Origin of the sequence: Streptomyces viridochromogenes, assembly GCF_001270495.1 — a bacterium.
Lineage (GTDB): Bacteria > Actinomycetota > Actinomycetes > Streptomycetales > Streptomycetaceae > Streptomyces > Streptomyces viridochromogenes_A.
Window position 1 is genome coordinate 1 of sequence record NZ_LGUR01000224.1, and the last position, 12,873, is coordinate 12,873.

At 72.7% G+C, this 12,873-nt stretch carries 10 protein-coding genes and 1 pseudogene; 5 read left to right on the forward strand and 6 right to left on the reverse strand.

Translation table 11 applies throughout. The features are described from left to right. Nucleotides 1-93 precede the first annotated feature (93 nt). Complete coding sequence (locus ADK36_RS31925) at nucleotides 94-696, reverse strand: hypothetical protein (protein ID WP_053199996.1); 603 nt, start codon at nucleotides 694-696, stop codon at nucleotides 94-96. A 109-nt stretch (nucleotides 697-805) separates the two neighbouring features. Between ADK36_RS31925 and ADK36_RS31930 the strand changes: the two genes are divergently transcribed. From ADK36_RS31930 to ADK36_RS31940, 3 genes and pseudogenes are all read left to right on the forward strand, one after another. Further along, a complete protein-coding gene (locus tag ADK36_RS31930) occupies nucleotides 806-1,879 on the forward strand; it encodes a sialidase family protein (protein WP_053199998.1) in 1,074 nt (357 codons plus the stop codon). 52 nt (nucleotides 1,880-1,931) lie between these two features. Next, nucleotides 1,932-2,657, forward strand: coding sequence for an NADPH-dependent F420 reductase (gene npdG, locus ADK36_RS31935; RefSeq protein WP_048587498.1), 726 nt, complete (start codon nucleotides 1,932-1,934; stop codon nucleotides 2,655-2,657). Between the two features lie 3 nt (nucleotides 2,658-2,660). Further along, nucleotides 2,661-2,896, forward strand: a pseudogene (locus ADK36_RS31940) (hypothetical protein). Here the strand turns inward: ADK36_RS31940 and ADK36_RS31945 are convergent. Continuing rightward, the gene (locus ADK36_RS31945) at nucleotides 2,886-3,686 is read right to left on the reverse strand and encodes a site-2 protease family protein (RefSeq protein WP_048587500.1); all 801 of its coding nucleotides are present in this window, start codon (nucleotides 3,684-3,686) and stop codon (nucleotides 2,886-2,888) included. The pseudogene ADK36_RS31940 and the gene ADK36_RS31945 sit on opposite strands and share 11 nt — an antisense overlap. A 110-nt stretch (nucleotides 3,687-3,796) precedes the next feature. On the opposite strand from ADK36_RS31945, the gene ADK36_RS31950 reads away from it, so the two are divergent. Together ADK36_RS31950 and ADK36_RS31955 are read left to right on the forward strand one after the other, a co-directional pair. Continuing rightward, entirely contained in the window at nucleotides 3,797-4,483 is a 687-nt protein-coding gene (locus ADK36_RS31950; RefSeq protein WP_048587501.1) for a DUF6578 domain-containing protein, read from the forward strand. A gap of 124 nt (nucleotides 4,484-4,607) precedes the next feature. Further along, on the forward strand, nucleotides 4,608-8,153 hold the full coding sequence (locus tag ADK36_RS31955) for an AfsR/SARP family transcriptional regulator (protein ID WP_053199999.1): 3,546 nt from the start codon (nucleotides 4,608-4,610) through the stop codon (nucleotides 8,151-8,153). Between the two features lie 41 nt (nucleotides 8,154-8,194). Here the strand turns inward: ADK36_RS31955 and ADK36_RS31960 are convergent, their stop codons facing one another. The 4 genes from ADK36_RS31960 to ADK36_RS31975 form a co-directional block, all read right to left on the reverse strand. Further along, nucleotides 8,195-9,028 (reverse strand): ABC transporter permease, encoded by an 834-nt coding sequence (locus tag ADK36_RS31960; protein WP_048584762.1) that lies wholly within the window; start codon nucleotides 9,026-9,028, stop codon nucleotides 8,195-8,197. Continuing rightward, nucleotides 9,025-10,050: an ATP-binding cassette domain-containing protein gene (locus ADK36_RS31965; protein WP_048584822.1), complete on the reverse strand. Its 1,026-nt coding sequence runs from the start codon at nucleotides 10,048-10,050 to the stop codon at nucleotides 9,025-9,027. Before ADK36_RS31965 ends, ADK36_RS31960 begins: the two co-directional genes overlap by 4 nt. A 219-nt stretch (nucleotides 10,051-10,269) precedes the next feature. Then, nucleotides 10,270-11,505: an MFS transporter gene (locus ADK36_RS31970; RefSeq protein ID WP_053200001.1), complete on the reverse strand. Its 1,236-nt coding sequence runs from the start codon at nucleotides 11,503-11,505 to the stop codon at nucleotides 10,270-10,272. A 179-nt stretch (nucleotides 11,506-11,684) separates the two neighbouring features. After that, on the reverse strand, nucleotides 11,685-12,746 hold the full coding sequence (locus ADK36_RS31975; RefSeq protein WP_048584764.1) for an endonuclease/exonuclease/phosphatase family protein: 1,062 nt from the start codon (nucleotides 12,744-12,746) through the stop codon (nucleotides 11,685-11,687). Nucleotides 12,747-12,873 lie beyond the last annotated feature (127 nt).

A 12,873-nucleotide genomic window follows, 5' to 3' on the forward strand; every position in this document is an offset into this window, starting at 1 on the left:
GAGCGGGGGCGTCGTCCGTCACGAGGGGTCATGCGCGGGGGGGGCTGGTGGCGGAGGCAAGCGGATTTCGTGGACGTGGGCAGTCGCGCGCGCTCACCAGCCGGCGGGCGGCGGTGCCGTCAGTGAGTCCGCCAGCCGCGACAAGCGTTCCCGGAACCCTCGGCGCCTCCTCCCGGAGGGCGTCGCGTTCTCGCCGGCGGCCGCGCTCACCAGATGCTGCACGGTGTCCAGGTCCAGCTCCGCGCCCTGCGGCACGGCGAGCGTCTCGTGCGCCATGGTCGTCAGCTCCCCGTCGCCGGTGCCGAGCGCCAGCACCGTCGCCCCGGACCGCCGGACGTCGTGCACCCGTTCCAGGAGCGGGGCCCCGGGCTCGTCCGGCGCCACCACCAGCAGCGTCTCCCCGCGCCGTGCCGCAGTCAACCGCCCCAGACCGACCGCCAGATGCGCCGGATCGGAGGCCCGCGGGTCATGCCGTACGAGAGTCGGGGCCAGCTCCGGGGTCCCCGACCACGCGGCCTCGTCCACCAGGTGGGCCGCCAGATGCCACGGCTCGTAGTGCGGCGTGCCGACGAGCAGCAGCCCGCCCCCGTGCGCCACCGCCGACGCCCGCAGCGCCCCCGCGAACCGCCGGGTGGCTCCCAACCACTCGGTTCCGGCGAGTACTTCGCGCAGCAACGCGACACGTACGGCGTCCATGCGACCGCATCCTGCCCTAATCCACCACTCGTGACCCGGAGTTCACCACGAATTCGCCCAACCCGGGCAGAGGGGATCCGTCGAACCGTACAACCGTCCAGGAGCCCTCATGACCGAGACCAGCGTCCCCTTCCGCGCCGGCCGCGAGGGCTACGCGAGCTTTCGCATCCCGGCCGTCGTCGTCACCGCCGGGGGCACGCTCCTCGCGTTCTGCGAGGGCCGGGTCGGGTCCGCCAACGACGCCGGGCACATCGACATCGTGCTGAAGCGGTCGACGGACGGCGGCCGTACCTGGGGCCCGCTCACGGTGGCCGCCGACAACGGCAGGCACCTCGCCGGCAACCCCGCACCCGTCGTCCTCGACACCGGCCGCATCCTGCTCGTCCACATCCGCAACCACGCCGACGCCACCGAGGCCGCCATCCTGCGCGGCGAGGTGAGCGACGCCGACGGCCGCCGGATCTGGGTGCGCCACAGCGATGACGACGGTGTCACCTGGTCGAGCCCGAAGGAGATCACCGCGCAGGTGAAGCGGCCTGGGTGGCGCTGGTACGCCACCACGCCCGGCCACGCGATCCAGCTGAGCACCGGCCGGGTCGTCGTTCCCGCCAACCACACGATCCCGCCCACCGGCGCCGACGTCGGCAACGAGGCCAAGTACAACAGCGGGCACTGTCTCCTCAGCGACGACCGGGGGGCCACCTGGCGCATCGGCTACCTCGACGAGAACACCAACGGCTACATCAACGTCAACGAGACCACCGCCGCCGAACTCCCCGACGGCCGCGTGTACTTCAACACCCGCAACGACTCCCCGTCCCCCGGCAACCGCGCCGACGCCTACTCCGCGGACGGCGGCACGACCCTGGTGAAGCCCTTCCGCCCGCAGGCCGGCCTGTCCGCCCCGATCTGCGAGGGCAGCGTCCTGCAGCTCCGCGACCCCGACGTCCTGCTCTTCTCCGGTCCCGCCGACCCGGCCGTCCGCGCCCTGATGACCATCCGCGCCTCCACCGACGACGGCGTCACCTGGCGTTCCGCGCACACCGTGGACGGGCTGCCCGCCGCGTACTCGGATCTCGTACGGATCGACGACGCGACGGTCGGACTCCTCTACGAGACCGGCGACTTCGGCGCGTACGAGACCATCACCTGCCGGCGGGTGCCCGTGACGGACCTCACCTGAGCGGTGGGGGAGGGCCGGGGAGGCGTGCGGTCGGCCGACGTAAGGTCGGCCCATGACCTCTACCGACAGTGCACAGCAGCCCGCCGGGACCCCCGCGAAGGCCCCGGCCAAGGACCCCTGGGACCTTCCCGACGTCTCCGGGCTCGTCGTCGGCGTGCTCGGTGGGACCGGGCCGCAGGGCAAGGGCCTCGCCTACCGGCTCGCCAAGGCCGGGCAGAAGGTGATCATCGGTTCGCGGGCCGCCGACCGCGCCCGGTCCGCCGCCGACGAACTCGGGTACGGCGTCGAGGGCGCCGACAACGCCGAGTGCGCGCGGCGCAGCGACCTCGTGATCGTCGCCGTGCCGTGGGAGGGCCACGGCAAGACCCTCGAAGCGCTGCGCGAGGAGCTGGCGGGCAAGCTGGTCGTCGACTGCGTCAATCCGCTCGGCTTCGACAAGAAGGGTGCCTACGCGCTGAAGCCGGAGGAGGGCAGCGCCGCCGAGCAGGCCGCCGCCCTGCTGCCGGACTCGCGGGTGACGGCGGCCTTCCACCATCTGTCGGCGGTCCTGCTCCAGGACCCGGAGATCGACGAGATCGACACGGACGTCATGGTGCTGGGCGAGGTTCGCGCCGATGTCGAGATCGTCCAGGCACTGGCGGGCCGCATTCCCGGCATGCGCGGCGTCTTCGCGGGGCGGCTGCGCAACGCCCACCAGGTGGAGTCGCTGGTCGCGAACCTGATCTCGGTGAACCGGCGCTACAAGGCACACGCGGGGCTGCGCGTCACGGACGTCTGAGGGATGGGGGACACTGGTCGCCGTAGCAGTGTCCCCCGAAGGAGCCGACCGAAATGCCCCGCCTTGGTGTCTACGCCCTGATCGTCTGTCTGCTGGCCGTGGCCGCGGCCGTGATCTCCTTCGCGCAGGGCAGCCTGCTCGGGATCGTGTGGGTGCTGCTGGCCGGGCTGTCCTCGAACATGGCCTGGTACTACGTCAAGCGCGCCAAGGACGAGCGACGGGGCTCCGTCACGGGCTGATCGCGCAGTACTCGCTGGTGTCCTGCCAGAAGCGGTAGAGGCTTTCGCCGCAGTAGCGGTCCAGGCCGTGGACGCCCAGGTTGTCCAGCACCGTGTAGATCAGCCGGAAGAACTCCTGGTTCACCGCGGAGAGCATGAGCAGCGCGAACACGAGCAGCAGGCCGAACGGGGCGAACGGCTCCACCTGGCGCTTGACGCTCTGCGACAGCCAGGGCTCGATCACGCCGTAGCCGTCCAGGCCCGGGATCGGCAGGAAGTTCAGGATCGCCGCCGTGACCTGGAGCAGGGCGAGGAAGGCGAGCGCGAACCGGAAGTGCGGGGGGACGCCGTCCAGGGCGTCCAGCCAGAACGGGGCGGTGCACACGACGGCGAACAGCACATTGGTCAGCGGCCCCGCGGCCGAGATCAGACTGTGCCGCCAGCGCCCGCGGATCCGCCCGTGCTCGATGAAGACGGCACCGCCGGGCAGACCGATGCCGCCCATGATCACGAAGATGACCGGGAGCACGATGCTGAGCAGCGCGTGCGTGTACTTCAGCGGGTTGAGCGTCAGGTAGCCCTTCGCGCCGACCGAGATGTCGCCGCTGTGCAGGGCGGTACGCGCGTGTGCGTACTCGTGCAGGCACAGGGACACGATCCAGGCGGCCGTCACGAACAGGAAGACGGCCAGGCCCGGCTGCTCGGCGAACCCGGTCCAGGTGGCCCAGCCCGTCACGGTCGTGACGGCCAGGATCCCCAGGAAGACGGGGCTGATCCGCCGGTCGCTGCGGCGGCTGAGAGCGGTGGTCATGAGGGCGGGCTCCTGGGGGACGGGAGGACGGGGACGGGCCTGCCCGACCGTACCGGGCGCACGGGGAAAACGTCTCGCGGTGGGCCGGTGGTTCCGGAGAGGGTGGGGGCATGGGGCTTTGGCATGTGTTCTACGAGGACTGGCAGATGGAGTGCTGCGGTACACCGTTCCGACTGGGGGACGAGGTGAGCTGGCCGCTGCTGCTCAGTGACGCCGACGAGGTCCTGGGCGGCGGCTGGCACGACCAGCTCACCAGGATCGCCGGTCCGGTGGAGGACGTACCGGGCACGGCGGGCGCGACCCGCGTGGTCCGCGGGGAGACGGGGCTGACGGTCGCGTTGCAGGAGGACCCGGTCGACGTCGTCCCGGCGGAGGACCTGGGCGAGGTGCCTCCCGGCGACCGGATTCACGCGGTCGGCCTGCTCACGGCCGAGTCCCACACCGGCGCCGACCTGCCCGCCGCCCGGGGCCGGGTACGCGCGATCCAGGTCGTCACACAGGGCTTCGCCGAGCCGGTGCCGGGTTCCGGCACCTGGGAGCCGGTCGTGGGGGAGCGGTCGCTGCGGTCGGTACGGGAGTGCCCGAAGTGGTTCGCGAAGGCCGACGCCGGCGTCCTCGTGACGCTGGAGGTGCCGGACACGGACTCCTTGCTGTCGTACGCCCTCCGGGAGAACCGCGGCATCCCCCACGAGGGCGCGGCACCGGGCGCCGAGACCGAGGGCCTGCCGCCCGAGACCCTGGCGGCCGTACTGGAGATCCTCAGCAGGGCCCCGGCAGCCGGGCCGGAACGCCCCTAGAGCCTGTCCCCAGGGGTGCGGGGCCGGGTGGAGGTGCGCTTTGCCGCCCGGGCGGACCGGCCCGCTTCCCGCCGACCCGCCTCCCACCCCAACCCCGCGCCCCTCGCCGAACCGACCGGAGACAATGGACCCCGTGCGCTATCGCATCCTCGGCACCACCCAGGCAGTACGCCCCGACGGCAGCACCGTTCCGCTCGGCGGGGCACGTCTGCGTGCCCTTCTGACCGTGCTCGCGTTGCGGGGCGGCCGGACCGTGCCGGCGAGCATGCTGGTCGACGAGGTGTGGGCGGCCGGGCCGCCCGCCGACGCCACGGGCGCGTTGCAGGCGCTCGTCGGCCGGTTGCGGCGGGCGCTCGGGGCGGACGCGGTCGTCTCGGCGGACGGCGGATACCGCCTCGCCGCCCTGCCCGACGACATCGACCTGCACCGGTTCGAGCGGCTCGTCGGCGAGGGCACGCGCGCGTTGGCCGACGGCGACCCCGACAAGGCCGCCGTCGCCCTCGACGACGCCCTCGCGCTCTGGCACGGCCCCGCCCTCGCCGACCTCCCCGACCGCACCGCCGAGGCGTCCCGCCAGGAGGCCCGGCGCCTCGACGCCCTGCGCGCCCGCCACACCGCCGCCCTCGCCCTCGGGCACGCCGAGCAGTCCCTGCCCGAGCTGACCGCCCTGTGCGACAGCCACCCCCTGGACGAACCCCTCCAGGCGCTGCGCCTGCGCGCCCTGCGCGACGCGGGCCGCACGGCGGAGGCCCTGGCCGCCTACGAGGACGTACGACGACTCCTGGCGGACCGGCTCGGCTCGGATCCGGGGCCGGAACTGCGGTCGCTGCACGCGGAGTTGCTCCGGCCGGCGGAGGGCGGGCACGGGGTCGGCAGCTCCCGGGCGCCCAGTGGTCCCGCCCGCGACGGGCATGCCACCCGTTCTCCCGTCGGTGCCGACGACACCGGCCCGGAGGCGGCGCGCTCGACCTCCGGCAGTGCCGGCCCAGGCGCGTTCCGCGCGGTGACCGGACCGGGCGCTCCCAGCGATGCCGACGCTCGCCCCACGACCCCGGCCACGCCCGACGCGTCGCACACCCGCCGCACCGTCATCCGCCCCACCCAGCCCCTCGCCGCCCACCCGGACGCCGTCGTTCCGCCCGCCACCCCGCACCCGCCCCCCGGCAACCTCCGCGCCCGCCTCACCTCCTTCGTCGGCCGCGAAGCCGACATCGAGACCATCCGCGGCGACCTCGCCGGGGCCCGGCTCGTCACCCTGCTCGGCCCCGGCGGAGCCGGGAAGACGCGGCTGTCGCAGGAGGCCGCCGAGAGCGTGCGGGACGGCGCGCCGGACGGGGTGTGGCTGGTCGAGCTCGCGCCGGTCGACGACCCCGCAGCCGTACCCGAGGCCGTCCTCACGGCGGTCGGCGCCCGCGAGACCGTGCTGTACGGCGCCGGGGCCGAGGCCATGCGCGCCGGAGCGGAGCGCCCCGACGACCCCGTCGAGCGGCTCGCCGAGCACTGCGGCAAGCGTCGGATGCTGCTGATCCTCGACAACTGCGAGCATGTCGTCGAGGCCGCCGCCCGCCTCGTGGCGGAGCTGCTGGAGCGCTGCCCGGAACTGACGGTCGTGGCCACCAGCCGTGAACCCCTCGGCGTACCGGGGGAGTTGCTGCGGCCCGTCGAGCCGCTGCCCGAGCCGGTCGCGCTGCGGCTGCTCGCCGACCGGGGCGCGGCCGCCAGACCCGGCTTCCGCGTCGACGCCGACGACGCGACCGCGGCGGCCTGCGTCGAGATCTGCCGCCGCCTGGACGGCCTTCCCCTCGCCATCGAGCTCGCCGCCGCCCGGCTCCGTATGCTGACGCCGCGCCAGATCGCCGACCGGCTCGACGACCGCTTCCGCCTGCTGACCTCCGGCAGCCGTACCGTACGGCCCCGTCAGCAGACCCTCCGGGCGGTCGTCGACTGGTCCTGGGAGCTGCTGGACGAGGACGAACGGGACGTGCTGCGGCGGCTGTCCGTCTTCGCGGGCGGCTGTGACCTGCCCGCCGCCGAGGAGGTCTGCGGGCCCGCTGCCCTCGACACGCTCGGCTCGCTCGTCGACAAGTCCCTGGTCGTGGCCGCGCCCTCGGCGGACGGCGCGATGCGCTACCGGCTCCTGGAGACCGTCGCCGAGTACGCCGCCGAGCGACTCGACGAGACGGGACGGCGCGCCGAGGCCGAGCGCGCGCACCTGACGTACTACCGCGAACTCGCCCGCACCACCGACCCGTTGCTGCGCGGCCCCCGCCAGCTCGCCGCCATCGAGCGGCTGGAGCGCGAGTACGAGAACCTGAGGGTCGCCCTGCGCCGTGCCGTCACCGACCGTGACGAGCAGGAGGGGCTGTGCCTCATCCTGTCGCTCTCCTGGTACTGGCAGATGCGCGACCTGCGCATCGAGGCCCGCACCTGGTCCCGCGAGGTGCAGGCCCTCGGCCCCGACCCGTTCTCCGAGCCGGCCCGTCGAGCGCGGCCGGTGTGGGAGCGGTGCACGGACGCCCCGCCCCCGTGGACGGGAGAGGTTCTCGACGAGGCCCGGCGCGGTATCCATCTCGTCCATCTCGCCTGCATGGACACCGAGCTGGACGCCTGGCAGACCCCAAAGGCGCAGGCCAAACTGCGCGCCATCGCCGCCACCTACGAGCCCGGCATGCCGCAGACCTGCCGTCCCCCCGGCTCCCTCTGGTTCTTCGCCGTCATGCTGACCGGGGACATGGAGCGGCTGCGGGAGGTCATCGACGCCACCGTCCGCACGTCCCGCGAAACGCCCGGGTACGACTGGGAACTCGCCGTGGCCCTGCACTGGCGCGCCAACCTGCTCGCCAACCGCAGCGACTGGGCGGGCGACGCCACCCGTGACGCCGACGAGGCGCTGGAGATCTACGGGCGCCTCGGGGACCTGTGGGGCACCGCCGAGGCCCTCTCCGCGCGCGCCGAGGCATGCGAGCGCAAGGGCGAGTGGGAGACCGCCGCCGCCAACTACGAGGCGGCGATCGAGCACGCCGAACGGCTCGGCGCCCGCGCCCAGATGTCGGTCCTGAACGCCCGCCTCGGCAGCGCGCTGATGGAGATGGGCGAGTCCGAGCGCGGCGAACGCCTGCTGCACGAGGTGATCGCCGGCAGAGAGGGCGCGCGCAACGAGGCGATGCCGGCCGCCCGGATGTTCCTCGCGGGCCACCTCGGCATGACCGGCCGCATCCCGGAGGCGCGTGAGCAGCTCCGGCTGCTGCGCGAGGAGTTCTCCGTCGCCAGCTTCGTCATCTTCGACGCCTACATTCTCGGCTCGGAGGCATGGCTGGAAGCCGTCGACGGGTGCTACGAGGAGTGCCTGGGCAAGACCCGCCGGGCCCTGGAGCAGGCCGCGGACCCGCTGTCCCTGGCCATCGCGCCCAGCATGCGCACCCTGTTCCTGCACATCGCCGCCCTGGCCCTCGCCCACGTCGACGAGGGCGGCCGCGCCCGCGACGGCGCCCGCTGCGTCGGTGCCGGCGACGCGCTGCTGCCGTCCGGACATGTCCCGACGGCCATCGAGCGCGAGACGCGCGACAGGGCCGCACGGGAGCTGCGCGCCGTACTCGGCGACGAGGCGTACGAGTCGGCGCACGCGGAGGGCGGCGGCCTCTCCCCCGAGGAGGCCGCCGCACTGGTCTGACGCGGGCCGAGGGCCATCTCCGACCCGTGCCGTCGAGCCGGTCAGCTCTTCGTACGGAACTTGTGGATGGCGACCGGTGCCATGACCGCCGTGATGGCCACCGACCAGGCCAGCGTCACCCACAGGTCGTGCGCGACCGGCCCGCCCACCATCAGGCCGCGCGCGGCGTCCGCGAGCGTGGACAGCGGGTTGTAGTCGGTGAACGCCTGAAGCCAGCCCGGCATCGACGTCGTCGGCGCGAAGATCGACGAGCCGAACTGCAGCGGGAACAGCACCAGGAAGCCCATCGCCTGCACGGACTGCGCGCTCTTCATGATCACGCCCAGGGTGAGGAACACCCACATGATCGACGACGCGAACGCCGTGGACAGGGCCACCGTCGCGAACAGACCGGGCCAGTTGGTGATGTCGAACCCGACCGCCACGGAGACGATCATCAGCACGGTGGTCGCGAACAGCATCCGCAGCAGCTCCACCGAGATCTTCGCGAAGAGAACCGAACCGCGCCCGATCGGCAGGGACCGGAAGCGGTCCATGACACCGGAGTTGAAGTCCTGGCTGAACCCGGTGCCGACGCCCTGGGACAGCGTCATGCTCATCATCGCGATCATGCCGGGGATCACGTACTGCACGTACTGGTCCTGACCGCCGCCCAGCGCCTGCCCGATCGAGCCGCCGAACACGAACACGAACAGCAGGGTGAAGATGACCGGCATCAGCAGCGCGTCGGCCATCGACTCCGGGTCCTGCCGGATCCACAGCAGGTTGCGGCGGACGAGGGCGCCGGTGTGCCGAAGATGCGCGCGCAGGGTGATGCGGGCGTCGTCGGTGCCGGTTACGGCCGTGGGGGCCGGGGAAACGGTGGTGGCGCTCATACGGCGACCTCCTCGCGGGCGTCGGCGGGCATGGAGTCCTGCGGGGCACTGGCGCGGTGGCCGGTGAGCGACAGGAACACCTCGTCCAGGCTGGGCAGTTCGGTGGTGATGGAGGCGAGCGTGATGCCCTGCGCGGTGACCGCGCCGACGATGGCGGTGAGCTGCTCGTCGCTGAGCACCGGGACGAGCAGGGTGCCGGTCTCGGTGTCCACGGTGGTGGTCGCGAGGCCGGTGATGCCGAGCTCGTCGAGGTAGCCGGCGAGAGGCCGCAGCTGGAGGGCGTCGGCCGGCCGGATCCGCAGGGTCCGCCCGCCGACCTTGGCCTTGAGCTCCTCGATGCCGCCGCCCGCGATGACCTTGCCCCGGTCGACCACGGTCAGCTCGGAGGCGAGCTGTTCGGCCTCCTCCATGTACTGGGTGGTCAGCAGCACGGTCACCCCGTCGCCGACCATGGCCTTGACCTCGTCCCACACCTCGTTGCGGGTGCGCGGGTCCAGCCCGGTGGTCGGTTCGTCGAGGAAGAGGACGGAGGGCCGGCCGATCATGGAGGCGGCCAGGTCGAGCCGCCGCCGCATGCCGCCGGAGTAGGTCGAGGCGGGCCGCTTGGCCGCCTCGGTCAGCGAGAACCGCTCCAGCAGCTCATCGGCACGCGCGCGTGCGTCCTTCCGGGGCAGATCGAGCAGCCTCCCGATCAGATACAGGTTCTCCCACCCGGGAAGCTTCTCGTCCACGGAGGCGTACTGCCCGGTGAGGCCGATCACCCGCCGCAGCTGCCGAGGCTGCCGCACGACGTCGTATCCGGCGACGACGGCCTGTCCGGTGTCCGGTGCCAGCAGCGTGGACAGGATCCGCACCAAGGTGGTCTTCCCGGCCCCGTTCGGCCCGAGCACCCCCATGACGGTGCCCTCCCGCACATCCAGGTCCACCCCGTCCAGCGCCTTGGTCTCGCCGTAGTGCTTGACCAACCCCCGTACCGAGACGGCCGTGCTCGCACCGCCCGGGTTCTTGTCGATTCGCGTCATGGAGACGACGGTGTCAGCCCCCACCGACAAACCACCGACAGCTCACCGACACGACCGACAGGTGAACGACAGGGCCTGTGGCGGCACCCCCCAAGGGGGCCCAAGGGGGCCCTTGGGCCCCCTTGGGGCGCGGGGAACTGCGCGACCAGCCACAACGGCGCAGCAGTCGACAGACCACAGACCGCGGCACATCCGTGGTCGCGCCCTTGCCCCGACAGCTCAGTACCGAACCGCCTCGGCCCGCTCCGGAACCCGCCCCGCAACCACACGCTCCCGCCCGCCCCGCGGAGCGACTCGCGGAGCGACCCGACGCCGGTCCACCGCATACGCGACCGACGCCACCCCGAGCCCGAGCACGGCCAACGCCGCTCCGACCAGCGCCGGAGACGTCACACCGAAGCCGGCCGCGAGGGCGAGCCCTCCGATCCAGGCGCCGCCGGCGTTCGCGAGGTTGAAGGCCGCCTGGTTCGCGGAGGAGGCCAGGGACGGAGCCGACGACGCCTTCTCCATCACCATCAGGTTGAGCGGCGAGCCGGTCACGAACGCCGCCATGCCGAGCAGCGCCACCGCCAGGGCCGCGCTCCACGCCGTTGACATCAGGACCGGGAACAGGGCCAGCACCGCGGCCAGCGACAGCAGCCCCCCGAACAGCGTCCTGCGCATCGAGTGGTCCGCCAGCCGCCCGCCCAGCAGGTTGCCGACGGTCGCGCCCACGCCGAACAGCGCCAGCAGCAGCGTCACGCTGGCGTCGGCGTACCCGGCGGAGTCGGTCAGCATCGGCGTGATGTAGCTGTACGCGGCGAAGAGCGCGCCGAAGCCCGCGACCGTGGTGCCGAGCGCCAGCCACACCGGCAGGGAGCGCAGCGCGGCCAGCTCGCCGCGCAGGCCGGCCGCCGGAGCGGCGTGCGCCTCACCGCGGGGGATGAGCAGCGCCAGCGCCGCCATCGCGGCCAGGCCGATCGCGCTCACGCCGAGGAAGGTCGCCCGCCAGCCCATGCTCTGCCCCATGAGCGTGGCCACCGGCACGCCCGCGACGTTGGCCATCGTCAGGCCCAGGAACATCAGCGACACGGAGCGGGCCTTGCGCTCCGGCGCGACCATGTTCGTCGCCACGACCGCGCCGACGCCGAAGAAGGCGCCGTGCGGCAGACCGCTCAGGAAGCGGGCGGCCACCAGCCAGTGGTAGTCGGGGGCGAAGGCCGACAGGGCGTTGCCCGCGACGAACAGGGCCATGAGGCCGATCAGGACCGTGCGGCGCGGCATACGGGCCGTGACCGCCGCCAGCAGCGGGGCGCCGATGACGACGCCCAGCGCATACGCCGAGACCAGGTGCCCGGCGGTGGGGATCGAGATGTCCAGGTCGTTCGCGACTTCGGGCAGGAGGCCCATCATCACGAACTCGGTCGTACCTATGCCGAAGGCGCCGACGGCCAGGGCGAGCAGGGCCAGGGGCATGAAAAGAGCCTGTGCCTTTCAGGGGGTCGAGAGCAGAGTTCCGAACTTGTATGTTCAGTTACGGAACAAAGCCTCTCAGGCTCAGTATTCCGGCAGCTGACGATCAGGTTGCCGGGACCCGTCCGGAACCGGCCGACCCGTGGCTGGGCATGTGCTGACCAGGGGTTTTCAAGAGCGGGTCAGGACGCGGATGTGTCGACCTTCACACGCGCCGCCACCGGCAGATGATCACTTCCGGTCTCCGGCAGCGTCCACGAGCTCATCGGCTCGACGCCCTTCACCATGATCTGGTCGATCCGCGCCATCGGGAACGACGCCGGCCAGCTGAACCCCATCCCGCTGCCCGAAGCACCCTGCGTGGAGCGCATCTGGGCGGTGACGGCGCGCAGGGCGCGGTCGTTCATGGTGCCGTTCAGGTCGCCGAGCAGGACGACCTTCCGCACCGGCTCGTCGGCGATGGCCTCACCCAGCGCGTTGGCGCTCTTGTCGCGCTGCCGCGCGGTGAACCCGGCCTCCACCTTCACCCGCACCGACGGCAGATGGGCGACGTACACCGCGACCTGCCCGGACGGCGTGGCCACCGCGGCCCGCATGGCGCGGGTCCAGCCCAGCTTGATGTCGACGGGCTTGACGCCGCTCAGCGGGTACTTGCTCCACAGCCCGACGGTGCCCTGCACCGTGTGGTACGGGTACGTCGACGCCAGCGCCTTCTCGTACGTCGGGACCGCCGCCGTCGTCAGCTCCTCCAGGGCCACGACGTCCGCGCCGGACGCGGCCACGTCCTTGGCGGTGCCGGCCGGATCGGCGTTGTCGGCGTTGACGTTGTGCGTGGCCACCGTCAGGTCGCCGCCGCTGCCGGTCTTGTCGCTGAGCTGGCCGCCGAAGAGGTTCAGCCACACGATCGCCGGGAGCAGCACGGCGACGAGCGCGGTCGCGGACTTCCGCACCAGGGCCAGCAGGACCAGCACCGGGACGCACAGACCCAGCCAGGGCAGGAACGTCTCGGCCAGACTGCCGAGGTTGCCGATCGCGTTCGGGATCTTCGCGTGCAGCCCCATCACCAGGGCGAGGATCACCGCGAGGGCGGCCAGCACGATGCCGCGACGCCAGATGCGCCGGTCGCCGCGCCAGCCCGCCGACAGGCCCTTCAGGTGGTTCGTCAGGCGCCGAAGCCCGGATTCCCGACGCTCGGGACCCGAGCCGCCGTTGTCCGTCTCCGTCACGTACGCCTGCTGCGCCATACCGTCGCCTCACTACCTGCCGTGCACACCGTCGTCCCCCCGCGCCCAAAGAAACCCTAGGGGATGATCGGCTCCGATCCTGCCGTACTGATGACGGCCGTACGGGGGCGAGGACGTACAAGTCGCC